General features: G+C 54.7%; 18 protein-coding genes and 1 pseudogene. 13 read left to right on the top strand and 6 right to left on the bottom strand.

What is annotated here, in order from left to right:
- Window positions 1-108: 108 nt before the first annotated feature.
- From K3169_RS22115 to dkgB, 4 genes are all read left to right on the top strand, one after another.
- Complete coding sequence (locus K3169_RS22115; protein WP_027900553.1) at window positions 109-306, top strand: hypothetical protein; 198 nt, start codon at window positions 109-111, stop codon at window positions 304-306.
- 214 nt (window positions 307-520) lie between these two features.
- Entirely contained in the window at window positions 521-1066 is a 546-nt protein-coding gene (locus K3169_RS22120; RefSeq protein ID WP_263268008.1) for a DUF1003 domain-containing protein, read from the top strand.
- Between the two features lie 174 nt (window positions 1067-1240).
- Entirely contained in the window at window positions 1241-1780 is a 540-nt protein-coding gene (locus K3169_RS22125) for a PaaI family thioesterase (protein WP_099267458.1), read from the top strand.
- A 294-nt stretch (window positions 1781-2074) separates the two neighbouring features.
- A complete protein-coding gene (gene dkgB, locus K3169_RS22130; protein ID WP_263268010.1) occupies window positions 2075-2878 on the top strand; it encodes a 2,5-didehydrogluconate reductase DkgB in 804 nt (267 codons plus the stop codon).
- A 145-nt stretch (window positions 2879-3023) separates the two neighbouring features.
- Here the strand turns inward: dkgB and K3169_RS22135 are convergent, their stop codons facing one another.
- Window positions 3024-4358: a lysine N(6)-hydroxylase/L-ornithine N(5)-oxygenase family protein gene (locus tag K3169_RS22135; RefSeq protein WP_263268012.1), complete on the bottom strand. Its 1335-nt coding sequence runs from the start codon at window positions 4356-4358 to the stop codon at window positions 3024-3026.
- Window positions 4359-4648: 290 nt separating this feature from the next.
- The gene (locus K3169_RS22140; RefSeq protein ID WP_263268014.1) at window positions 4649-6523 is read right to left on the bottom strand and encodes an MFS transporter; all 1875 of its coding nucleotides are present in this window, start codon (window positions 6521-6523) and stop codon (window positions 4649-4651) included.
- 345 nt (window positions 6524-6868) lie between these two features.
- On the opposite strand from K3169_RS22140, the gene K3169_RS22145 reads away from it, so the two are divergent.
- Window positions 6869-10342, top strand: coding sequence for a PAS domain-containing hybrid sensor histidine kinase/response regulator (locus K3169_RS22145; protein ID WP_231675053.1), 3474 nt, complete (start codon window positions 6869-6871; stop codon window positions 10340-10342).
- 435 nt (window positions 10343-10777) lie between these two features.
- Entirely contained in the window at window positions 10778-11323 is a 546-nt protein-coding gene (locus tag K3169_RS22150) for an RNA polymerase factor sigma-70 (protein ID WP_027900543.1), read from the top strand.
- A gap of 108 nt (window positions 11324-11431) precedes the next feature.
- Here the strand turns inward: K3169_RS22150 and K3169_RS22155 are convergent.
- Window positions 11432-12019 (bottom strand): annotated as a pseudogene (locus tag K3169_RS22155) (GNAT family N-acetyltransferase); the annotation flags it as partial.
- Between the two features lie 480 nt (window positions 12020-12499).
- On the opposite strand from K3169_RS22155, the gene K3169_RS22160 reads away from it, so the two are divergent.
- Window positions 12500-13063 carry a TetR/AcrR family transcriptional regulator gene (locus tag K3169_RS22160; RefSeq protein WP_027900542.1) on the top strand — a complete coding sequence of 188 codons (564 nt, stop codon included), beginning with the start codon at window positions 12500-12502 and terminating at the stop codon, window positions 13061-13063.
- Here the strand turns inward: K3169_RS22160 and fabF are convergent, their stop codons facing one another.
- A complete protein-coding gene (gene fabF / locus K3169_RS22165; protein ID WP_263268018.1) occupies window positions 13064-14338 on the bottom strand; it encodes a beta-ketoacyl-ACP synthase II in 1275 nt (424 codons plus the stop codon).
- A 257-nt stretch (window positions 14339-14595) separates the two neighbouring features.
- Window positions 14596-14928, bottom strand: coding sequence for a ComEA family DNA-binding protein (locus tag K3169_RS22170; protein WP_263268020.1), 333 nt, complete (start codon window positions 14926-14928; stop codon window positions 14596-14598).
- A 542-nt stretch (window positions 14929-15470) separates the two neighbouring features.
- On the opposite strand from K3169_RS22170, the gene pseB reads away from it, so the two are divergent.
- The 6 genes from pseB to pseI are packed head-to-tail and all read left to right on the top strand — an operon-like array spanning window position 15471 to window position 21060.
- On the top strand, window positions 15471-16472 hold the full coding sequence (pseB, locus tag K3169_RS22175) for a UDP-N-acetylglucosamine 4,6-dehydratase (inverting) (RefSeq protein WP_263268022.1): 1002 nt from the start codon (window positions 15471-15473) through the stop codon (window positions 16470-16472).
- A 5-nt stretch (window positions 16473-16477) separates the two neighbouring features.
- Entirely contained in the window at window positions 16478-17638 is a 1161-nt protein-coding gene (pseC, locus tag K3169_RS22180) for a UDP-4-amino-4,6-dideoxy-N-acetyl-beta-L-altrosamine transaminase (protein WP_263268024.1), read from the top strand.
- Window positions 17635-18336: a pseudaminic acid cytidylyltransferase gene (pseF, locus tag K3169_RS22185; RefSeq protein WP_263268025.1), complete on the top strand. Its 702-nt coding sequence runs from the start codon at window positions 17635-17637 to the stop codon at window positions 18334-18336. The genes pseC and pseF overlap by 4 nt, the downstream gene beginning before the upstream one ends.
- A gap of 5 nt (window positions 18337-18341) precedes the next feature.
- Window positions 18342-19451, top strand: a complete 1110-nt coding sequence (pseG, locus tag K3169_RS22190) for a UDP-2,4-diacetamido-2,4,6-trideoxy-beta-L-altropyranose hydrolase (RefSeq protein ID WP_263272347.1) — start codon at window positions 18342-18344, stop codon at window positions 19449-19451.
- Window positions 19448-20005 (top strand): UDP-4-amino-4,6-dideoxy-N-acetyl-beta-L-altrosamine N-acetyltransferase, encoded by a 558-nt coding sequence (pseH, locus tag K3169_RS22195; RefSeq protein ID WP_263268026.1) that lies wholly within the window; start codon window positions 19448-19450, stop codon window positions 20003-20005. The genes pseG and pseH overlap by 4 nt, the downstream gene beginning before the upstream one ends.
- Entirely contained in the window at window positions 20002-21060 is a 1059-nt protein-coding gene (gene pseI, locus K3169_RS22200; RefSeq protein WP_263268027.1) for a pseudaminic acid synthase, read from the top strand. The genes pseH and pseI overlap by 4 nt, the downstream gene beginning before the upstream one ends.
- Before the next feature lie 161 nt (window positions 21061-21221).
- On the opposite strand, the gene K3169_RS22205 is transcribed toward pseI, so the two are convergent.
- The gene (locus K3169_RS22205) at window positions 21222-23222 is read right to left on the bottom strand and encodes an acyltransferase family protein (RefSeq protein WP_263268028.1); all 2001 of its coding nucleotides are present in this window, start codon (window positions 23220-23222) and stop codon (window positions 21222-21224) included.
- Window positions 23223-24203 lie beyond the last annotated feature (981 nt).

Genomic DNA, 24203 nt, shown 5'->3' on the forward strand with positions numbered 1-24203 from the left:
ACAGGGTTGATCGCTCCAACTTTTTCTGGGTATGGTGGCTTCGTCGCCACATAAAGTGACCGGGACTACATAACCGGAAGCAAGGACTCACTAAGTAGGAGATATTTCATGACTAACGTCATTGCTTTCCCTGACGCCCATGAACGTGATCGCCTCAAGTCAAGTGACCACCCTGGGCTGAGATACCTGAACAAGAAAGAGCGACTGCTGATCGACCAGTTACGTCAGACCAGCCATGCCGGACGTCAGTACGTCTATGACTACGCAGCCATTATGTCGCTGTCCAAGCCGTTGCATCCGGATTGAGTGCCCGCGGTCTCTGAATTTGATGAGAACCCTGTGGGAGCGAATTTATTCGCGATTGGCTGATACAGTCGATACATGCCTGGCACATGCAAGGCCGCCTTCGCGAATAAATTCGCTCCCACTGTCGTCTATTCAGCCCCGGTTCAGCCCATGACACCCTAACCCGGCGCAAGCGCCTATAGTGGCCGCACGCCCCGGCAATCTGGAATCCGTCATGAACCCCGCTGGATCTGAACACGCCCCCTCTGAACGGCACATAGCAACAGAATCGACCGGCAAGAAACCTGTCGATCATCTGCGTTTCCACAAACACCACGCGCACCTTGCCAGTACCTTTGGCAATGACGGGTTTGCGCTCAAGGCCGAGGCCTTCGCTCGCTTCTTTGGTACGCCTGCGTTCCTCGGTGCGCAAACCGTTATCGTTCTACTCTGGGTGGTGTGTAACGCCACTGGCCTGACCCAATTCGATCTGTACCCGTTTATCCTCCTCAATCTGGCGTTCAGCCTTCAGTCAGCCTACGCAGCGCCTCTGATTCTGCTGGCTCAGACCCGCCAGTCAGCGCGCGACAAAGCCAATGCCGACGCTGACGCCCAGCACCGCGAAGATCTGGCAGCACAAATGCTCTCGCTGCTGGAGCAGAACACCCGCCTCACAGAACTGACCAAATCGCTCACCGAGCGTATTGAGACGCTCACCTCTGACATGCATAAGCATTTCGTGAAACGCGACCCGGTCGATTGCGAGAAAAAGCCGGGCTGACTGGCCGCTTTTCCAACGCCCTGTCCATCCTGTTCGAGTGAGAAGCCCGGTAGGCCAAGCCGTCACTTGAGTCGGACATTTTCCAAAGCTGTCGCCACTTAGTATTGCACCCATCATAAAACAAAAGGATTATGACCATAATTAAAACCGCAAAAGCGTTGTGGAGTGCACGTCATGTCGATTCAGACCCGTGATGAAAAACTCAGCCTCTGGCTGGAAGAAGAGCGAGCCATACGAGAAAGCCTGGGCGCAGCGGGCACAATGCGTCTAGCCGATGTGGCCCTGTTGGAGCCCAGGGAGTTCTTCGAAGGCATTGGTCGTGGCGACCTGCCCTGTCCGCCCATTGGCGAGCTCATGGATTTCACGCCGCTGCGCTGGTCGCCGGGAGAGTTCGTTTTTCAGGGGACGCCCGATGAGCGTCATTACAATCCTTTGGGTAGCGTGCATGGCGGGTACGCGGCAACGCTACTGGACTCATGCATGGGTTGCGCGATTCATACCCGTCTGAAAAAAGGTCAGGGCTACACCACGCTGGACTTGCGTATCAGTTACGTAAGGGCACTCAACCACTCAGTCGGGCCGGTGCGCGCGGAAGGCAAGGTGATCCATATCGGTCGTTCAACTGCATTGGCCGAGGGTCGGCTGTATGACGTGGATGACCGGCTTTACGCCATTGGCAGTACGACCTGCATGATTCTCAATATGGATACTTGAATCGACTCCATAGTTGGAGCTCACGAGCATCGCGAGGCAGCGATGGCGGTGTATCAGTCAGATCGCTATCGCTGCCTCGCGGTGCTCGTGAGCTCAGTTCCAATCGAGACCTCTCTCACACGCTGAACGACCAAAATCTTGAACCCTCCACGCCTTCTACTGACCAACCTGACAAGCCCATTCGTGACGCACAGGCAAATATCCCTTTCCCGTTGCACTGTTTTTCTCCGCAGTCCGAGCCGGGATACTGAGCTCACGTCTTGTTTGTTGAATCAATTTGAAGGAGCACCACGCATGTCTATTCCAGCATTCGGCCTCGGCACTTTTCGTCTCAAGGATCAGGTTGTCATCGATTCGGTAACCAATGGCCTCGAACTTGGCTATCGAGTCATCGACACCGCTCAGATCTATGGCAACGAAGCCGAAGTCGGCAAAGCCATCGTCAACAGCGGCGTTCCTCGTGAAGAGTTGTTCATCACCACCAAAATCTGGACCGACAACTTCGCCGCCGACAAGCTGATCCCGAGCCTCAAGGAAAGCCTGGCCAAACTGCAGACTGACCATGTGGATCTGACACTGATTCACTGGCCTTCGCCAGAAGGCAAAGTCTCGGTCAAAGAGTTCATGACGGCTTTGCTGGAGGCCAAACAGCAGGGCCTGACCAAACAGATCGGCATCTCCAACTTCACGATTGCGTTGATGAAGGAAGCCATTGAAGTGGTCGGTGCAGAGAACATCGCCACCAATCAGATTGAGCTGCACCCGTACCTGCAAAACCGCAAGGTGGCTGATTTCGCCAAACAGCACGGCATTCAGATCACGTCTTACATGACCCTGGCCTACGGTGAAGTGCTGAAGGATCCGGTGATCGAACAGATCGCCAAACGCCACAATGCTTCCACCGCACAAGTGACGCTGGCCTGGGCGATGCAACTGGGTTACGCGGTGATCCCGTCGTCGACCAAACGCAGCAATCTTGAGAGCAACCTCAAGGCTCAGGATTTGAAACTGAGCGATGAAGACATGGCACAGATCGCAGCGCTGGATCGCGGCCACCGCCTGACCAGCCCCGCGAGCCTTGCGCCGAAGTGGGATTGATCAGCGTCTGATTGGAATGCAATACCTGTGGGAGCCGGGCTTGCCCGCGATAAGGTCGACGCGATCTAACAGAGATTCGCGGTGTCCTTATCGCGGGCAAGCCCGGCTCCCACAAGAGATTTCATTTCAATTCAATGAGGTGTGCTTACCCAACCGCCACCAACCGTTCCAGCACAGACTGATCACGCCCCGCCCGCGCCACATTGGCGTACAGCGATTCGGCGATTTCATCGGCGCGGATTGGCAGCACTGACAACAAGGTGTCGCTCAACCCGTGACTGGACTCGCAGAAACCCTGCATGTAGATCGAGGCTTTGCAGCGGCTGTCGCTCTTGATCCGATAATCGCGGCTCACTTCAAAGTCCCCCAGATACTCACTCAGCGGCTCCAGCAGATGGCGGTGCAACTGACGCTCGTAGCCGGTGGCCAGGACCACTGCGTCGTAGGTCTGCACGCTGCTTTCACCATTGGCGAGATTACCCAGCACCACTTCAATACCGTTGGCGGTTGCCTTCGCGTTCTGGACCGAGGTCAGGTTGCGGAATGTATGACGTGCAATGCCCGAGACTTTCTGGCGATAGAACACACCGTAGATGCGCTCGATCAGATCGATGTCCACCACTGAGTAATTGGTGCTGCGGTATTCGCGGATCATCTCTGCGCGCTGCATGCCGTTCTGGCTGAACATGAGATCGGTGAACTCGGGTGAGAACACTTCGTTGACGAAAGGACTGTCGTCAGCAGGCTTGAGGGCCGAACCGCGTAGAATCACGTCCACCTGCACCGACGGGTAACTGTCGTTCAGGTCAATGAAGGCCTCGGCCGCACTCTGCCCGCCACCAACAATCGCGATGCGCATCGGCTTGCCATTGGCGCAGGCTTGCTGAGCCATGGATTGCAGGTATTTTGAATGGTGAAACACTCGTGCGTCGCCCTTCATCCCGGAGAAAGCCTCAGGAATACGCGGCGTGCCGCCAGGGCTGACCACCACCGAGCGAGTGGTGCGCACATGATTCTGGCCTTGCGTATCACGGGAGATAACCCGCAACGCCTCGACCTGCTTTTTGTGCAGCACCGGCTCGATGGCGGTGACTTCTTCGCCATAGCGGCTCTGTTCGTTGAACTGTGCTGCCACCCAGCGCAGGTAGTCGTTGTACTCCATCCGGCACGGGTAAAAAGTGCCCAGGTTGATGAAGTCCACCAGGCGACCGTGCTGCTTGAGGTAGTTGACGAACGAAAACGGGCTCGTGGGATTACGCAGCGTGACCAGATCCTTGAGGAAGGAAATCTGCAGTTCGCTTTGGGTCACCAGAGTGTTGCCGTGCCAGCGGTAGTCGGCCTGTTTGTCGAGGAACAACGCATCCAGCGCACCCTCCCGCTCGCCCCGTTCCTTCAGGGCAATTGCCAGTGCCAGATTGGATGGACCAAAACCGATACCGATCAAATCGTGAACCACGGCAGATACAAGAGCCTGTGTCATTCCAGTGTCCTCGGGAGATGTTGCCCGCTCGTCAATCAATGGCCAGCAAGGTGGCCTGTTGCAGTAGGAAACGAGGACAGAGAAACAAAATTTAACGATTGGGCCGAGAACGGGGCGACGAGGCAGAGGGACAGGAAAGCCGGCCCTGCTGTTATGTGATGCATATTCTGTAGGAGCTGCCGAAGGCTGCGAATGCATCAAGCCTGACACACCGCTATCGCAGCCTTCGGCAGCTCCTACAGGAATACGTTTCCATTCAAATAATTGCGCTATTTTTGATCAGACGCGGCTTAACGCAACTCCCCACGCAACAACGCCACCTGTCTGCGCGCCGCTGCCTGGGTCGATGCGTCACCGGTCAGCGCTGGCCCGGCGACGACGGTCACCCTCGACCACAGGCGGCGGAACAAACGTTTGCCCGGCGCACGGCTGAAAAAGCTGCCCCACAAGCCTTGCAGCGCCATCGGGATGACCGGCACAGACGTCTGTTCAAGAATGAGCTTCATGCCACTTTTAAACTCATCAATCTCACCGTCGCGAGTCAACTTGCCTTCTGGAAAGATGCATACCAGCTCGCCTTCGTTCAGGTATTGGGCAATCTTTTTGAAAGCTTGATCGTAAATCTGCAAGTCCTCACCACGCCCGGCGATAGGGATCGTCCCGGCGGTGCGGAAAATAAAGTTAAGCACCGGCAAGTTGTAGATCTTGTAGTACATGACGAAACGAATCGGCCGTCGCACTGCGCCGCCGATCAACAGGGCATCAACGAACGACACGTGATTACAAACCAGCAATGCCGCACCTTCGTCTGGAATATGGTCGAGATTCTCGTGCTTGACGCGGTACATGGAATGGCTGAGCAGCCAGATCATGAAGCGCATGGTGAACTCGGGAACAACCTTGAAGATGTACACGTTGACCGCGATGTTCATCAACGAGATGGCCAGGAACAGCTCAGGAATCGACAGCTTGGCCACGCTGAGCAGCAAGATCGACACAATCGCCGACACCACCATGAACAGCGCATTGAGAATGTTGTTGGCAGCAATGACCCGAGAGCGCTCGCGCTCCAGGGTACGGGACTGAATCAGCGCATACAGCGGCACGATGTAGAAGCCACCAAAAATCCCGATGCCGAGAATGTCCAGCAGCACCCACCACGCCTGACTGAAACCAAGGACGCCCAGCCAGTCATTAGCCATCACGTTCTGCGGCATTTGTCCGGAATGCCACCACAGCAACAGGCCGAACACCGTCAGGCCCATGGAGCCAAACGGCACCAGACCTATTTCTACCTTGCGCCCGGACAGGCGCTCGCAGAGCATCGAGCCGGTCGCGATGCCGATGGAGAAGACGGTCAGTATCAGCGTCACCACGGTTTCGTCGCCGTACAGCCACTCTTTGGCGTAGGACGGGATTTGCGTCAGGTAAATCGCACCGACGAACCAGAACCACGAGTTACCGACAATTGAACGCGACACCGCGGGCGTCTGACCCAGTCCCAGACGCAAGGTGGCCCAGGTCTGAGTGAAAATATTCCATTCAATTTTCATCTGCGGCGTAACCGCTGCGGCCCGGGGAATGCTATGGCTGGCGATGTAGCCCAGGCTCGCCGTCAACACCATCACGCTGGCGACAAACATCTCGTAATGAGCGGTGGACATGATGATACCGGCGCAAATGGTCCCGGCCAGAATCGCCAGAAAGGTGCCCATTTCCACCAGCCCGTTACCGCCGACCAGTTCTTCTTCACGCAGGTGTTGCGGCAGGATCGAATACTTCACGGGCCCGAACAGCGCCGAGTGGGTGCCCATGGCAAACAACGCCACCAGCATCAGCCACAAGTGCCCGAACAGAAACCCCACCGATCCCACCAGCATGATGCCAATCTCGGCCAGCTTGATCACACGGATCAACTTGTCCTTGGCGTACTTCTCACCAAACTGTCCGGCTAGGGCAGAGAACAGGAAGAACGGCAGGATGAACAGCAACGCACACAGGTTGACCCAGATAGAGCGATCACCGTCGATGTTCAGTTTGTAGAGAATGGCCAGAATCAGCGATTGCTTGAGGATATTGTCATTGAAAGCCCCGAGGGACTGTGTGATGAAAAACGGCAGGAAACGACGCTTTCCAAGCAAATTGAACTGTGACTGATGGCTCATCGTCCGCGATCCTGAATGGCAACGGGCACATTGAAGACGTTACAAGACGTAATGTCGATAGCATGTTTCGCAATGTCAGGAATTTGATGCGCAAAGAGCCCCGAAGGACCGGCTTTAGCCGGTCCTTCGGGATTGCCAAAAAACCTATGGGAATTTATTCGCGAAAACGGTGTGCCAGGCAAAGCTATTTTTTCAGGTCTGGCCCCTTCGCGAATAAATTCGCTCCCACAAGGAATCGCATTTCAATGAGCTGCGTCTCTATGCCGCTTCACGACTAAAGTAGCTCCTGCTCCCCCGAACCTTCATGCGAGACTAGCCAGCTTGTTCTTGAGGCTCTGAATGTCTATGTCGCTGTCCACCGGGCTGATTGCGGCCGTCGCTCTGGCTTATATGGCCGTCATGTTTGCCATCGCCTTTTACGGTGACCGGCGCAGCACGTCGCTGCCGCCCCGGCTGCGCGCGTGGGTGTATAGCCTGTCGCTGGCGGTGTATTGCACCAGCTGGACGTTCTTCGGCGCAGTTGGTCAGGCCGCCGAGCAGTTATGGTCGTTTCTGCCGATCTACCTCGGGCCTGTGGTGCTGATGCTGCTGGCGCCGTGGGTGCTGCAAAAGATGGTGCTGATCAGCAAACAGGAAAACATCACCTCGATTGCCGACTTCATCGCTGCACGCTATGGCAAGTCGCAATCCCTGGCGGTGGTGGTTGCGCTGATCTGTCTGGTGGGCGTGCTGCCCTATATCGCCCTGCAACTCAAAGGCATTGTGCTGGGGGTGAACATCCTCATTGGTGCAGTCGCGGACGCCACAGGAACCCGGGCCCAGGACACAGCACTCATCGTCTCGCTGGTCCTCGCGCTGTTCACCATTGTCTTTGGCACGCGCAATCTGGACGTCACCGAGCACCATCGCGGCATGGTCATGGCGATTGCCTTCGAGGCGCTGGTCAAGCTGTTTGCCTTCATGGCAGTGGGCGCGTTCGTGACCTATGGCCTTTATGACGGCTTCGACGACTTGTTCAATCAGGCCCTGATCGCGCCACGGCTTGAGGAGTACTGGAAGGAAACCATCAACTGGCCGTCCATGGTGGTGCAAACCGGCGTGGCGATGATGGCGATTGTCTGCTTGCCACGGCAGTTTCACGTCACCGTCGTAGAAAATATCGACCCGCAGGATCTGCGCCTGGCCAAGTGGGTGTTCCCGGCCTACCTGGTACTCGCAGCGCTGTTTGTAGTGCCCATCGCCCTGGCCGGACAAATGCTGCTGCCAGACTCGGTGCTCCCGGACTCGTTCGTGATCAGTCTGCCGCTGGCGACGACTCATCCGTCACTGGCCTTGCTGGCGTTCATCGGCGGTGCCTCGGCGGCAACAGGCATGGTGATCGTGGCGAGTGTCGCGCTGTCGACGATGATCTCCAACGACATGCTGCTGCCGTGGCTGCTGAGCCGAAAAACGGCTGAGCGCCCGTTTGAGGCGTTCCGACACTGGATGCTGTCGGTGCGCCGGGTCAGCATCGTGGTCATTCTGCTGCTGGCCTACGTCTGCTATCGACTGCTGGGTTCGACCGCCAGTCTGGCAACCATTGGCCAGATCGCCTTCGCCGCCATTACGCAGTTATCGCCCGCGATGTTTGGTGCACTGTGGTGGAAGCAGGCCAACCGCAGGGGTGTTTTTGCCGGATTGGGGGCCGGGATTTTCCTATGGTTTTACACCTTGGTACTGCCGATTTCTGCCGAAAGTCTGGGATGGCCGCTGGAAACGTTTCCACTGCTGGCCTGGCTGCACAGCAACCCATTAGGGCTGCCGATTACGCCGCTGACCCAAGGCGTGGTGCTGTCACTGGCGGGCAACTTCATCCTGTTCGGCTGGGTGTCGGTGATCTCCAAGACCCGGGTTTCCGAGCACTGGCAGGCCGGACGTTTCATCGGTCAGGACGCGAGCGTCAGCACCGGCAACCGGCCGCTGCTGGCCGTGCAGGTCGAGGATTTGCTGAACCTTTCCGCACGTTTCGTGGGTGAAGAACGCGCCCGACAAAGCTTCATCCGCTTTGCCTATCGTCAAGGCAAAGGCTTCAACCCGAACCAGAATGCCAACGGCGACTGGATCGCTCACACCGAGCGCCTGTTGGCCGGTGTGCTGGGGGCGTCATCGACCCGCGCCGTGGTAAAAGCCGCCATCGAAGGCCGCGACATGCAGCTCGAAGACGTGGTGCGCATCGCCGATGAAGCCTCCGAGGTGCTGCAGTTCAACCGCGCCCTGCTCCAAGGGGCCATCGAGAACATCACCCAGGGCATCAGCGTGGTCGATCAATCGCTGAAGCTGGTGGCGTGGAATCACCGTTATCTGGAGCTGTTCAATTATCCCGAGGGGCTGATCAGCATTGGCCGCCCCATTGCCGACATCATTCGCTACAACGCCGAACGCGGGCTGCTGGGTCCCGGCGAGGCGGAGGTTCACGTAGCCCGGCGCCTGCACTGGATGCGTCAGGGCCGCGCCCACACCTCGGAGCGGATGTTCCCCAATGGCCGGGTGATCGAATTGATCGGCAACCCGATGCCTGGCGGTGGTTTCGTGATGAGTTTCACTGACATCACAGCCTTCCGCGATGCCGAACATGCGCTCAAGGGCGCGAATGAAAGCCTTGAGCAGCGCGTCGCCGAGCGTACCCACGAGCTATCACAGCTGAACCTTGCCCTGACCGAAGCCAAGGGCACAGCCGAAGCGGCGAACCAGTCGAAAACCCGCTTCCTGGCAGCCGTCAGCCATGACTTGATGCAACCACTGAATGCTGCCCGCCTGTTCTCCGCGGCGCTGTCCCATCAGGACGACGGCATGTCCGCTGAAACCCAGCAACTGGTGCAGCATCTGGACAGTTCGCTGCGCTCGGCCGAAGACCTGATCAGCGATTTGCTGGACATTTCCCGCCTGGAAAACGGCAAGATCACCCCGGACCGTCAGCCTTTTGCACTGAACACGCTGTTTGACACACTGGGCGCCGAGTTCAAGGCGCTGGCCCAGGAACAAGGCCTGGAATTCCGGGTAAGCGGCACCGCGCTGCGGGTCGACAGTGATGCCAAGTTGCTGCGGCGCATCCTGCAGAACTTCCTGACCAATGCGTTCCGTTACGGCAAAGGCCCGATACTGCTCGGCGTGCGCCGTCGTGGCACCTACCTGAGTCTGGAGGTCTGGGATCGCGGGCCGGGGATTCCGGAAGACAAGCAGCGGGTGATTTTCGAAGAGTTCAAACGTCTGGACAGTCACCAGACCCGCGCTGAAAAAGGCCTGGGGCTGGGCCTGGCGATTGCTGATGGTCTGTGTCGCGTACTGGGCCACACGTTGCAAGTGCGCTCATGGCCGGGCAAAGGCAGCGTGTTCAGCGTGTGCGTGCCGCTGGCTCAGCATCAGACAGTTCCGGCCAGCGTCGTACCCGACGCAAACCGTAACGCGCTGACCGGGACGCAAGTGCTGTGCATTGATAACGAAGACAGCATTCTGATCGGCATGAACAGCCTGCTGACTCGCTGGGGCTGTCAGGTATGGACTGCCCGCAGCCGTGAGGAATGTCAGGCGCTGCTGGATGAAGGCGTAAGCCCGCAACTGGCGCTGGTGGATTACCACCTGGACAATGGCGAGACCGGCACCGAGCTGATGGCCTGGTTGCGAACGCGCCTGGGCAAACCGGTACCGGGCGTCGTGATCAGCGCCGACGGCCGCCCCGAACTGATCGCTCAAGTGCATGCTGCCGGGCTGGATTACCTGCCCAAGCCGGTCAAGCCTGCGGCGTTGCGGGCGTTGCTGAGTCGGCATGTGATGTTGGGGTGAGGTCTGCGCATAAGGCTGGACGCGTTTCACTTTAGACCGCGCGGACCTTATCGCGAGCAAGCTCTGGTCCCACAGGTCCCACTCGATTTACTTGGCATCTCAGCTTGCAGGCAAACATAGAATCTCCCGCATAGGTCCAATGCTCTTTGAGGCGCATTTAATCTTGAGTTGAAATGCCGTCCCCTGTGGGAGCGAGGCTTGCCCGCCATACATAAGACGCAGCTAAAAGACAGACCGCGTTGTCGTTTATCGCGGCCAAGCCTTGCCATTGGTGGTCCGCAGAGCAAGCGGTGAGGCAAACGATTATGAGAAAGGAATACCGATATACATATTTCTCATTTGACAATCATTATCATCAAGCCTAATTTGTTGCCCGGTGTGTAGGGGGCTTCCCTACGAAAGCTGCATCTGCCCAATTGCTGCAAGGTGATTTCCATGCCGGAACAACTATCCACAAGTACGTGCGATTCACCGCTTCTCCAGGCGTTTGTCGAAAACCGCCTGATTCTGGTCAAGATTGCCGCCCGCATTACCGGCTGCCGATCACGGGCGGAAGACGTCGTACAGGACGCTTTCTTCCGACTGCAGTCCGCGCCGCAGATCACGTCGTCGATCAAGGCCCAGCTCAGTTACCTGTTTCAGATCGTGCGCAATCTGGCGATCGATCATTACCGCAAACAGGCGCTTGAGCAGAAGTACTCGGGCTCCGAGGAAGAGGGACTCAATGTGGTTATCCACGGCGCGTCTCCTGAAACCTCGCACATGAACTTCACCACCCTGGAAACCATTGCCGACGCCCTGACCGAACTGCCTAGCCGCACTCGCTATGCATTCGAGATGTACCGGCTGCACGGCGTCCCGCAGAAGGACATCGCCAAGGAACTGGGTGTTTCGCCGACACTGGTGAACTTCATGATTCGCGATGCGCTGGTGCATTGCCGCAAGGTTTCCCTGCAGGAAGCGCGCGCTGTACGTCGCTGAACGCTGAACCTGTAGGAGCTGCCGAAGGCTGCGAAAGCGGTTTCACTGACCGCCCCAATCGCAGCCTTCGGCAGCTCCTACAGGGACGGTGCACGACGTAAACCGGCGTTAAGCCCAATCACACCGCTCAAAAAACCGCTGCCGGTCCAGCGTCATCAGCGCTGCCCGCTTATGTGGGAAATCGAATTCCTTCTCCTTCTCGAACCCCTGCCCTTGCATATAGGCAATCATCTTCCCGTTGTCGGCACGCGGTTCTGACACCAGCCGCTGAGTGCGCTCATCATCGAGAAAAAGGTAATGCACCAGTGCCGAGAGCCAACTGGCGACTTTATGTGGGCCCCGGTGGCTTTCTTCGCCCACCAACATGTGAATCCCACGGTCGTATTCGCCAGGACTACAGAACGGAGCGATGCGATCTTCCAGCGCCCAATAGGCTTCGAAATAAGCAAAGGGTTCGTCGTCAAAGCAGCCGATCAAGGTCAGTGTATGAGGGTCGGCAGCCTGCTTTTCCAGATACTCTCGATGCTGCTCCAGCGATCCGCCCTCCTGCCAGAATTGCAGAACGCGAGGATTGTTTTGCCAGCGATTGAAGCGCTCAAGGTCCAGATCGACATCCAGAGCGCGCAGAGAAATCGAGGTGCCGAGACGGGCATCAAAACGTCGATAGACTTCGCCGACAGGCTTGGCCGGGCGAATCAACGGCATCGCCGTCGCGGGTAATGACTGAGGCATGCTTTGGGCTCACGAATAAAGGGCTGATTCAGTGAGAAAACGTTCTCGGGGTGGGAAAATTTAATGCGAGGCTCTCAGCAAGCACCTCAGCTTGAAATGTGGAGTCGTAGCACGCAACTTTTTGGCGAGAAGGATTACGCGGTGTGTCAGTTGAATCGTCTTCGCGAACAAGTTCGCTCCTACCGTGGGCGTAGTGTCTCTGCAGTTCGGGTAGGAGGCAACTTGTTGGCGAGAAGACTACGCGGTGTGTCAGTTGAATCGTCTCGCGAACAAGTTCGCTCCTACCGGGTGGCGCGGTGTCCAAACCGTTAGGGTGCTCGGTGGAATACCACCCCCGGTCGCTCCAGAGTGCGCGACCGCTGAGGAGATTTACGCTCCGCGCACGCCTCATCCATGTAAAAATGTCGACCAACATATCAAGGCCCAAAGTATCAGGAGGATTGCATGCGGTACGCGCACGATCACAAAGCCCAGACTCACGAACGCATTCTTCACGAAGCCTCGGCACGCTTTCGTCGCGACGGGATTGGTGCCACCGGGCTGCAGCCACTGATGAAAGCATTGGGGCTGACCCATGGCGGCTTTTACGCGCATTTCAAATCCAAGGATGACCTGGTCGAAAACGCGATGCGCTGTGCGGCGGACGAAGCCAACGAGCGCACCAGACAAGCCTTCGAACAAGAGAATGGCCTGAGCGCTTTTATCGATATGTATTTATCCGAGGGACATCGCAATGCCCCCGAGAAAGGCTGCCCAATGCCGACCATGGCGTCGGAGCTCGGTCAGCGCGGCCAGGCCAGCCCGATCGCCGATGAGCTGATCGAGTCGCGTCTGGCGTTGCTTCAAGAAGCACTCGGCGGGCCGGATGCCGACGCGCAAAGCGTGGTAATGCTGTCCGCTCTGGTCGGCGCTTTGATGCTGTCGCGCAGCACTCAGGATCCGGCTCTTTCAGCGCGAATCCTGGACACCACACGTGACTTTCTGAAACAGCAGAACACCGAGTCCTGATCAATCCTGCCAGCGCTTGAACAACACGCTGGCATTGACGCCACCGAAGCCAAAACCGTTCGACAAGGCGTATTCGATGGCCATGGTCCGCGCTGCGCCGTGGACAATATCGAGACCGGCTGCGGCTTCATCAGGATTGTCGAAATTCAGGGTAGCCGGAGCGATCTGATCGCGAATCGCCAACGCCGTGAAAATCGCCTCGATCCCACCCGCAGCGCCCAACAAATGCCCGGTCGCCGATTTAGTCGACGTCACTGCAATCGAGTGTTGATCGCCAAACAGTGCCTTGATGGCGGCCATCTCTCCTTTGTCACCGACCGGCGTGGAAGTGGCATGAGCATTCAGATGCTGAATGTTCTCCGGGTTGATCCCCGCCTGACGAATCGCCGCCCTCATGGCCCGCTGAGCACCACTGCCATCCTCCGGTCCAGCCGTCAGGTGATAAGCATCCGCACTGGTGCCATAGCCCACCAGCTCGACAATCGGTTTAGCGCCCCGGGCCAAGGCATGTTCCAGCGATTCAATCACCAGAATCCCGGCGCCCTCGCCCATCACAAAACCGTCGCGATCCCGATCAAAGGGACGCGAAGCCCGCTCTGGCGTTTCATTGAAGCCACTGGACAAGGCCCGGGCTGCAGCGAAACCTCCCAGGCTGACCCGATCAATCGCCGCCTCCGCCCCACCGCAAATAGCGATGTCTGCTTCGCCACTGCGGATCATTCGCGCCGCATCGCCAATGGCTTGGACACCCGCAGCACACGCCGTCACCGGCGCGCCCAGCGGTCCTTTGAAACCATGCTGAATGGAAACATGACCCGCCGCCAGATTGACCAGAAACGAGGGAATCGTGAACGGCGACAGACGCCGCGGCCCGCGGCTATCGGTGGTGCGCACCGCATCGGCAATCGCCCCGAAACCACCAATACCCGAGCCAATAATAGTCGCCGTACGCTCTTGGGCTTCTTCGCTATCGGCGACCCAGCCCGCCTGCGTAATCGCCTCTTTGGCAGCAGCGAGGGCAAACACGATGAAGCGATCCATCTTCTTTTGCTCTTTGGCGGGCACCGCGCTGTCGGCATCGAAACCGGCTTCTGGATCGTCAGCCATCAGCGGTACGCGACCACCCACCTTGCCCGGCAGATCGGCAACGACCTCTTCACTGAGCCGAACAATGCCGGAGCGCCCTTCCAGTAAACGCTGCCATACGGCTTCGACGCCAGTGCCCAAAGGTGTAACCAACCCCATTCCCGTCACGACGATTCGTGGACCCTTCATAGTGATCTGTGCCTCGGTGTTCAAGATTTGACGCCTCTTGCGTGAGTGGTGCTCATTCTGGAATCCCCAATCGAATACCATCTTTATATTACAGATGTAATTCAAATCATTGTATGTCGATCAGCATTTGATGTGTCAAGAAGGCCAAAAGGATCAGGAGGACTGACGCTTGCCAGGTTTGGCAGAAGGTGGAGATAAAGCGGGGATGACAGGAAGGCCGGTCATGGACCGGCCTGATCAGAAGGAATTAACGAAGGTCACTCGACCGCGAGTCTGTCCCGGTTCTTGTCCAGAAGGGCTTTGCCAATGCCTTTGACTTCAATCAACTCGTCCACCGAGGTGAACTCACCGTTGGCTTCGCGATAGGCAACGATGGCTTCAGCCTTGCCTTTGCCGATGCCCGACAGTTGCTTCTGCAGGGTTTCCGCTTCGGCAGTATTGATGTTGACCTTGGGTGTCATCTGCTCCTGCATGGCAGCTGGGGCCATGGGATTATTCTTTTCCGCAGGCATAGCCGGTGCAGCGGTTACAGCAACCGAAGCACTGGTTAAAAACGCGAATAACAACGAGGAAAGAAAAGCTTTACGCATGTGGAACACTCCGTAACATCATGATTGAGTGCGACATTCCTTGAGTCGCCACTCAAACCTAGTTCAGGGTCTTGAGGTGTCAATTGAGGCAAGGGTGACCAGTTATTACGCAAGCGAGCTGATAAGGCTTTCATTACACCCACCACGATTATCGAGTAACACGAGGCGACAAACTGCCTTTTTCAAACACCACATAACCCACTGGATACATGGTTTTTTACAGGACTGGCCGGGCGGCGTTCCACGTTAGCCGGGAAGGGACTCATACATTCGTCAGGTATCGTTCGCCAGACATAAAGTTCTCCCGGCTAAATCCGGTCCTACGGGTCTATGCCTGCGGGATGCAATACAGGATTTTTTCAAGGTTGAAACCGCAATCACGTCCGGACAAAAGTTGGCGACCGTAGACTGTGCGATATGCTCTACTTCATGGCTAGAGAGGCAGGTGCTCGATCAAAGCACCTATGACGATTTGACCGCACGTACAGATGCCTTCAAGCGTATGGCCGTACACCTCCAGGACTTCTTTTCAGGATAGATAGATGTTCAACGATAAGACCATTCTCATCACCGGTGGCACGGGGTCGTTCGGCAAGAAATACGTTCAGACTATTTTGAGCCGCTACACGCCCAAGAAGTTGATCATTTTTTCCCGTGATGAGCTCAAACAGTACGAAATGCAACAGACCTTCAATGCCCCGTGCATGCGCTATTTCATTGGTGACGTACGAGATAAAGAACGCATGGTGCAAGCGATGCGGGGTGTTGATTTCGTTATTCACGCCGCGGCACTCAAGCAGGTGCCTGCCGCAGAATACAACCCGATGGAATGCATCAAGACCAACATTCATGGTGCTGAAAACGTTATCCATGCAGCGCTGGAAAATAATGTAGAGCGGGTGATTGCGTTATCCACCGACAAGGCTGCCAACCCGATCAATCTTTACGGTGCAACCAAGCTCGCGTCCGACAAGCTTTTTGTCGCCGCCAACAACATGTCCGGGGGGCATCGCTGCCAGTTCTCGGTAGTTCGCTACGGTAACGTGGTCGGGTCGCGCGGTTCGGTTGTACCGTTCTTTGAAAAACTTATCGCTTCCGGTGCGGATTCCTTGCCGATTACCGACGCACGCATGACGCGCTTCTGGATCACGTTGCAACAGGGCGTGGACTTTGTGTTGAAGAACTTTGAACGCATGTATGGTGGTGAGATTTTCGTCCCCAAGATTCCGTCGGTGCGCATTACTGACCTCGCTGAAGCCATGGCGCCGGGCATGCCACAAAAGGTTATCGGGATCCGTCCTGGCGAGAAGCTGCACGAGATTATGTGCCCTTCCGATGACTCGCACCTGACCCTTGAGTTTGAAGATCACTACGTGCTGCGCCCGACCATCACATTCTACAGTCGCACCAACGACTTCACCGTGAACCAGTTGGGTGAAACCGGTGTGCCTGTTCAGCAAGGCTTCGAATACAACTCCGGGACAAATCCGCAGTTTCTCGATGTGGCTCAGGTTGTCGAGTTCAACAAGTCCGCCGAGGCCTGAGGAATATGATCCCCTATGGCCGTCAGGACATTACCCAGGCCGATATCGACGCCGTGGTTGGCGTTTTGCAGTCCGACTTTCTGACCCAAGGGCCAATGGTCCCGAAGTTTGAGGGCATGATTGCCGACTACTGCAACGCGAAGCACGCACTTGCAGTCAACAGCGCGACGTCCGCATTGCACATTGCCTGCCTTGCGTTGGGGCTTGGGCCGGGCGATCTTTTGTGGACCACACCGGTGACATTCGTGGCTTCTGCCAACTGCGGATTGTATTGCGGTGCGCGAGTAGATTTCGTTGATATAGACCCGCGTACCTACAACCTTGATGTCGAAGCGCTCGAGCATAAATTGCTGGAGGCTCAACGGAATGACCAGTTGCCGAAGGTATTGGTTGCGGTGCATCTCTGCGGCCAGCCGTGTGACATGGAGCGTATCCATGCACTGTCGCAGCAATTCGGGTTTCGGGTGATCGAAGATGCATCTCATGCCATTGGCGGCAAGTACCAAGGCCTGCCTATTGGTAACTGCCGATACAGCGATATCACGGTTTTCAGCTTTCACCCGGTGAAGATCATTACCACCGCAGAAGGCGGAATGGTCACCACCAATAATGCGCAACTGGCGCAGAAAATGGGGCTGCTGCGCAGTCACGGCATTACCCGTGATCCAGAGCAAATGACCCACGATGCCGACGGCCCGTGGTACTACCAGCAGATCGATCTCGGTTTCAATTACCGAATGACCGAGCTGCAAGCGGCGCTGGGCGTAAGCCAGATGGGCCGACTTGATGACTACGTTGCACGGCGGCATGAGCTGGCAGCACGTTATCGGGAGTTGCTGGCTCACTTGCCCGTTACGCTCCCGTGGCAGCACCCGGAAAGCTATTCAGGCCTGCATTTGTTTGTCATCCGCTTGCAGCTCGACAAACTGGCGGTGACGCATCGTCAAGTATTCGAATCTCTGCGTGCTCAGAGTATTGGCGTAAACCTGCACTACATCCCGGTGCACACGCAGCCGTACTTCGCAGCAATGGGCTTCGCGCCCGACGCCTTTCCGGAAAGCCAGAAATACTATCGCGAAGCCATCAGTATTCCGATGTTCCAGACCATGACCTTCGATCAGCAGGATGAAGTTGTTGCAGCCCTGAACAAGGCGCTCATCCCATGAAACTGGCGGTGATCCCGGCTCGCGGTGGCAGCAAGCGTATTGCCCGTAAAAACATCAAAATGTTCTGCGGCAAACCAATCATCGCCTGGTCGATTGAGGCAGCACTTCAGAGTGGCTGCTTCGATCACGTTGTCGTGTCCACCGATGATGCCGAAATAGCGGAAGTTGCCCGGAACTATGGAGCGACCACGCCGTTCATGCGCCCGGATACGTTGTCGGACGATTACACCGGCACTATCCCGGTGGTGGCCCACGCCGTGCAGTGGCATCTGGATAGCGGCATTGCCGCGACTCATGTGTGCTGCGTCTACGCGACGGCGCCCTTCGTCAGGGCTGAGGATCTGCGGGCAGGTCTGAATGTGCTGGAAGAGACCGGCAGTGATTATGCATTTTCAGTGACCAGCTATCCCTTCCCGATTCAGCGCGCCATACGCCTTGATGAAGCCGATCGCGTCAGCATGTTCAGCCCGGAACATTTCAATACGCGATCCCAAGAGCTGGAAGAAGCTTTTCACGACGCAGGCCAATTCTATTGGGGCAAGTCCAGTGCCTGGCTGCACGGAAAAATTATGTTCAGTCAGGATTCTGCAGCTGTGAAGCTGGCCCGCCACCGCGTTCAGGACATCGATACCCTTGAAGACTGGCTGCGCGCGGAATGGATGTTCAAGGCGATGAATGCTGTGGATAACGCAAAGTGAAGCCGATGAAGGTCATGTTCAGGGTCGATGCCTCCCTTGAAATGGGCAGCGGCCATGTAATGCGCTGTCTGACATTGGCTAATGCCCTCAAGGAAAAAAGCGCCATCTGTGAGTTTCTATGCCGAGAGCATCCCGGAAACCTGATCGGGTTTATTCGAGATCGCGGGTTTCCTGTCTTTAACCTGGGAGCGCCTTGCTCTGAAGTATCGGCTCATCCCGGTGCCCAGTATCTGCAATGGTTGGGGGCCACTCAGGAGAGTGATGCATCGGCGTGCAAGAGCGCTCTTGGGGATAACCAATATGACTGGATGATCGTTGATCATTACGGGATCGATTATCGCTGGCAAGAACTGCTCGAATTTCATTACTCAAGGTTGGCCGTCATCGATGATCTGGCCAATCGCAGCCATCGTTGCGGTGTGCTGCTGGACCAGACGTACGGACGTCCCGAATCTGACTATCAAGCACTGGTGCCCGAAGAATGCAAAATACTGACCGGCAGTGAATACGCCCTGCTTCGCCCTGACTTTTCAAGGCTGCGGGAAATGTCACTCGATCGGCGTAAAAACAGCGGACTGAAACGTATCCTGATCAGTCTCGGTGGAGTCGACAGCAACAATGTCACGGAGCGGGTTCTGGATGGCTTGTGCGAAAGCCCGCTCCCCAGGGATTCTGAAATCGTTGTCGTCATGGGGACGACTGCTCCGTGGCTGGATGCTGTTCGCCAACGGGCAGCGCGCATGCCCTGGAGAACCAGTGTCCTTGAGAACATTTCGGATATGGCAAGTCAGATGTGCGCTGCCGATCTGGCCATAGGCGCTGCTGGATCTACGTCCTGGGAACGATGCTGTCTTGGCCTGCCTACGCTGATGCTGATATTGGCCGATAACCAACGATATGCCGCCTCGTTGCTGTCATCTGCGGGCGCAGCTCACCTGCTGTCGTCCGAGGAGCCACTTGGCGATCAATTATCGCAGTGCATTGAACGTGCACTTAGTGATCCTGGCTTTCTGAATAACATGACCACCGCCGCTTCGGGCATTACTGACGGTGCAGGTGCGAGCAAGGTCAGCAGTATTCTGGAGCGACTAACGGGTGTGGAGATAGCGCAGTGAGCAGCCTGGGGATGTTGAGAGCGATTTGTCAGGATGAACTCGAACGCGTACTGACGTGGCGTAACGCTGAAAGCGTTCGGCGTAACATGTATTCAAGACACGTGATTTCTACCGCTGAACACCTGAAGTGGTGGAGCTCGCTTCAGGGGCAATCGGATCGACGTTATTTCATGTATGAGTGCTCGGGCGCTCCATTGGGCGTGGTGGGATTTAGCGATCTTGGAAGGGTTGATGCCGTTGGCACATGGGCGTTTTATGCCGATCCAGAAGCGCCGAAAGGAACGGGCAGCAAAATGGAATTCATGGCATTGGATATGGCGTTTGGCGAGCTCGCCCTGAACAAGCTCCGATGCGAAGTCCTGGAATTCAATACTGCCGTGCTCAAGCTACATCAGAAATTTGGATTCAGGATTGAAGATGTCCCGCCTAAGCAGCATCTGTACGAGGGTGAGCAAGTGGGCATCGTCCAGTTCGGTTTGTCGTCAGCGGAGTGGCAGGAAAAGCGTCCGGTTATTCTGGAGAAGTTGGTCAAGGTGTTTGGGGAGAAGTCATGAGTCCATCGATATCCATAGCAGGCCGTACCATTGGTGTGGAGTCTTCTCCCTATATCATTGCCGAGCTTTCCGCCAATCATAATGGCAAGCTGGAAACCGCTCTCAAAATCATTGAAGCCGCCAAGCTGGCGGGTGCTGATGCCGTCAAGTTACAGACCTATACAGCAGATACCATTACCCTGAATAGCGATGCTGATGAGTTTAAAATTCACGGTGGGTTGTGGGACGGTGAGACGCTTCATGGGCTGTATCTTCGAGCACAGATGCCATGGGAGTGGCACGCGCCGCTGTTTGAGCATGCCCGCCAAGTGGGCATTACTCTATTCAGCTCGCCATTCGATTCAACGGCTGTCGACCTGCTTGAAGATCTCGGCGCGCCCGCTTACAAGATCGCTTCATTTGAAGCTGTAGATCTGCCGCTGATCAAATACGTCGCCAGCACCGGTAAACCCATGATCATCTCCACCGGGATGGCCGATGAGCAAGAGATCGCCGAAGCGATTGAAGCTGCGCGTGCTGGCGGCTGCAAAGAACTCGCCATTCTGCACTGTGTCAGTGGTTATCCTGCGCCTGCAGAAGACTATAACCTGCGTACCCTCCCCGACATGATGAAGCGCTTCGGGCTGGTGACGGGGCTTTCGGACCATACCCTCGATAACACCACTGCCATTACCAGTGTTGCCTTGGGCGCATCCATCATCGAGAAGCACTTCACCCTTGACCGCAGTGGTGGTGGGCCGGACGATAGTTTCTCCCTGGAGCCTCATGAGCTGATGGCGTTGTGTCGGGACAGTAAGACGGCCTGGGCCGCGTTAGGTCGTGTGGACTATGGTCGTAAAGCCAGCGAGCAAGGGAACGTCAAGTTTCGTCGTTCGCTGTATTTCGTGAAGGATCTCAAGGCTGGTGAGATTATCAGTGCGGATGCTGTGCGTAGCGTAAGGCCTGGCTTCGGGATGGCACCGAAGTATCTGGATCAGGTCATTGGCTCTGTCGCTGCTGCGGATATTGCCATGAATACCCCGGTGCGTGCCGAGCATATGAGAGTCAGGTATTGATCGTTCTGCAGGTTCCACCACGGGAAAAAGTGGAGGCAAACGGAGACTTCAAAGCCAGCGCCTAAAGCCATATGCGTGCAGCAATACGCATATGGCTTTAATGGGAAAAAAGTAGGCCTATATTCAATCAAAAATAGCGTCCATCGGCCAACTCAATTTTATTACCTTATGATCGTTTCATCCAAGTAGTCAGCATGATTTCGCACAAATGTTGGACGTAAATGCGTTAAGTCTTTGTATCTTGGTCGACCTTGGGCATCAACTGACTCACAGCGATCTTTACAAAGATAATCGACAGGATCGATGACCAATGCCCCGGATTCGCGACCAATGCGCTTCAAATCTCTTCGAACCTTACCATATTTGCCTTCAAGCCTCGATACATCAACACCCCCAGAGCGCAATTTGAAAACGTGTGGAAAGGCAAAAAGCTCACGCTGCACCATATATTTTGGATCGAGTTCTTCGCCAATAGGTATCGTAGTGATCAAATATACAACTTTGCCATCAGCAACGAGCCCTCGTATAAAATCAGACAAGTTTTTTAATATCTTATTATATCCCTCGTCGCCAGGGTATATTCTAGGGCTCAACCCAAAACCATCTACCATATAACCATTCCATTGAGCGGCGATGACAACACGATCAATATCTTGCCTACCCTCTATTATCTTACTTACCTCAAACATCATATTTTTGCAGTATGAATGTGCAGTATCAGGCGAAAGGTTCGGAACTGGCATACACCCTCCTCCCGTCTTAAAAATCGCACTATTCGTGACATCCGGATTTGAGACAATCAACTGTTCTATTCTAGGATAATACTGCTCCATATGGGAATCCCCCAAGTAAAGAGTCGCTCTATCACCACTCGACCGCTGTTCAAAATAACTAATACCATCTGAGTTTTTGACTGCCAACCGCCCAGGGTAATCCCACTCTACGGCGGCGGCTTGAAGCTCTGCAAACTCACTGTAGCGAGCAGGAAATCCTTTCTTTATATAGATGTAAAATCCTACCACTCCAATACTAATAGACATTAGAAGCATGACGACGACCCTGAACCGTTCATTGCCCCCTAGCCTGACGGGTCTTTCGATTAGATAATAGGTAAGCCACGCTAGAACAAAGCTCGCACCAACAATGCTTAAACTAATGTGAGCAGGCAATGCGCCATCGAATAAAACATGTCCAAAAGACAACAACGGCCAATGCCACAAATATAGTGGATAACTTATAAGACCAACAAACACAACATACCGACTGGAAAGCAATGATTTATTAACCCAAGCGCTCGGACCTGCAAGTATTAAAAAAAATGCGCCTAAAACGGGGACGGTGCCCCACCACCCAGGAAAAGGTACACTCTTATCGATCAAAAACAGTGAACAGCCTATAAGCGCTAGACCGACAAGCGAAAGTAGATTACTAATAACAACTTGAGACAAACCAAAAGCAAGCTCAGCTAATACACTAAAAAGCGCCGCTCTTTTATGAAGATTCACGTACGCGAGGAATGAGCCTACCAGCAACTCCCAAAATCTAACCTGCGGCAGGTAATACGCTACTCCTGCGTTGTTCGCGACGGCTTGAATATTCAGAAAAAAAGAAACGGACACCCCTACGACAATCAGTACTAACACATTGAAGCGTAGTCGCTCTGCAAAAAATAGAAAAAACGGAAAAATCAGATAAAACTGCTCCTCCACAGCTAACGACCACATATGGGTTAGCGGTTTCAACCCTGATGCGACATCAAAATAGCCTGACTCTCGTGACAGCGCGAAATTTTGAAGATATAGAACACTGGTAAATATATGCTTTCCAAGCAAACTAAACTCATCAGGCAAAAGAAGAAACCAGCCTGCTAAAAAAACAATAAAAAGCACCACTAATAACGCAGGAAAAATCCGTTTGACTCGATGAATGTAGAACTGTAGAAAACTGAACTCCCCTTGCTGCAAACCTGTAAGAATTATTCCCGTTATCAAATAGCCGGATATCACGAAAAAAACATCAACACCTACAAAGCCACCCGATAAAAAATCAGGAAAAGCATGAAAGATGACAACTGACAAAATAGCGAGAGCCCTCATACCATCGATATCAGGCCTATAACCCGGTTTCGTGGCAATCCTCAAATCTGCTTCTTTATGCCCCATATAAAATCATGCCCTGCTACATCCCGATAATACAATGTGAATTAGATAGATGCTCCTGCACCCAACTGTATTCACGCGAAATTGAAAGTTTTTATAAGTGCGAAGCCAACCGAATAAAAATACACCATGCTAATCTCAAATCTCAAATCGTACAAGAATTGCAGGCTGATTTTTTGAGTTTTGTTGCACGCCCCAGATTAAAAATTCGATACCTTGCTGATGCAGCCATGCCACTCCTGCAAAAACCATACGTCAACGTGAATAGCTGCGTGTGTTCTCGCTGTGCAACGGGAGACCGCCGCAATGGTAAGAGTTGGCCATTCGTAGTATCAACCAGATTGCGCGCACCACCACGCAAGTCGCATCTATACGCGCTCCGCTCCTGGCTACACTTTAGCTGCATGGGAGAGTGTCAGTGAGCAGTTTACTCCATGTCCTTTGACACAGAACCTGATAGATGAGACAGCCTTGCTCTACGTCTTACAGGAGAGACAAAGAGTTCTTAATAAAGCGTACCATTGCGATTTTGGATCTTTCCAAGATAGCAAATTATCGAAAATCATGACTGAACGCGTAGTTATTTTTAATCACCAGAAATCCTAAATATTTAACAAGATTATTAAAAATAAAAAATTTATTCTCTACACCAGCAACACGTCTAAAACATCATTCAATAGCGCGACCCAAGGATTTAAGAGAGTACGCTTCTGATCTCCAGTCTATGCGCCAACGGCAGCTAGTACGATAGATAATTTAAGATAGCTAACTTTTTTGAATATGGACCTTGGCGAGGACTCTCAAAAGCATCACATCAGAAGCTAATCAAACCTAATTCCTACTTGACAACCACGTAGCAAGTAGTCCCTTATGCCTTAGGGTTGTAGGAAATGTCGCTTTTTTCACCTAACTCCTCAAGCATGCTTCTCAAGTTGGCGGAGCTATGACTATCATCGTCAAACCAAGTGCGAATCAATTCGATCT

Source organism: Pseudomonas phytophila (genome assembly GCF_025643095.1).
GTDB lineage: Bacteria > Pseudomonadota > Gammaproteobacteria > Pseudomonadales > Pseudomonadaceae > Aquipseudomonas > Aquipseudomonas quasicaspiana.

Coding starts and splice junctions, on each gene's coding strand:
- K3169_RS22115 (WP_027900553.1), top strand. CDS start 109: ATGACTAACGTCATTGCTTTCCCTGACGCCCATGAACGTGATCGCCTC.
- K3169_RS22120 (WP_263268008.1), top strand. CDS start 521: ATGAACCCCGCTGGATCTGAACACGCCCCCTCTGAACGGCACATAGCA.
- K3169_RS22125 (WP_099267458.1), top strand. CDS start 1,241: ATGTCGATTCAGACCCGTGATGAAAAACTCAGCCTCTGGCTGGAAGAA.
- dkgB (WP_263268010.1), top strand. CDS start 2,075: ATGTCTATTCCAGCATTCGGCCTCGGCACTTTTCGTCTCAAGGATCAG.
- K3169_RS22135 (WP_263268012.1), bottom strand. CDS start 4,358: ATGACACAGGCTCTTGTATCTGCCGTGGTTCACGATTTGATCGGTATC.
- K3169_RS22140 (WP_263268014.1), bottom strand. CDS start 6,523: ATGAGCCATCAGTCACAGTTCAATTTGCTTGGAAAGCGTCGTTTCCTG.
- K3169_RS22145 (WP_231675053.1), top strand. CDS start 6,869: ATGTCGCTGTCCACCGGGCTGATTGCGGCCGTCGCTCTGGCTTATATG.
- K3169_RS22150 (WP_027900543.1), top strand. CDS start 10,778: ATGCCGGAACAACTATCCACAAGTACGTGCGATTCACCGCTTCTCCAG.
- K3169_RS22160 (WP_027900542.1), top strand. CDS start 12,500: ATGCGGTACGCGCACGATCACAAAGCCCAGACTCACGAACGCATTCTT.
- fabF (WP_263268018.1), bottom strand. CDS start 14,338: ATGAAGGGTCCACGAATCGTCGTGACGGGAATGGGGTTGGTTACACCT.
- K3169_RS22170 (WP_263268020.1), bottom strand. CDS start 14,928: ATGCGTAAAGCTTTTCTTTCCTCGTTGTTATTCGCGTTTTTAACCAGT.
- pseB (WP_263268022.1), top strand. CDS start 15,471: ATGTTCAACGATAAGACCATTCTCATCACCGGTGGCACGGGGTCGTTC.
- pseC (WP_263268024.1), top strand. CDS start 16,478: ATGATCCCCTATGGCCGTCAGGACATTACCCAGGCCGATATCGACGCC.
- pseF (WP_263268025.1), top strand. CDS start 17,635: ATGAAACTGGCGGTGATCCCGGCTCGCGGTGGCAGCAAGCGTATTGCC.
- pseG (WP_263272347.1), top strand. CDS start 18,342: ATGAAGGTCATGTTCAGGGTCGATGCCTCCCTTGAAATGGGCAGCGGC.
- pseI (WP_263268027.1), top strand. CDS start 20,002: ATGAGTCCATCGATATCCATAGCAGGCCGTACCATTGGTGTGGAGTCT.
- K3169_RS22205 (WP_263268028.1), bottom strand. CDS start 23,222: ATGGGGCATAAAGAAGCAGATTTGAGGATTGCCACGAAACCGGGTTAT.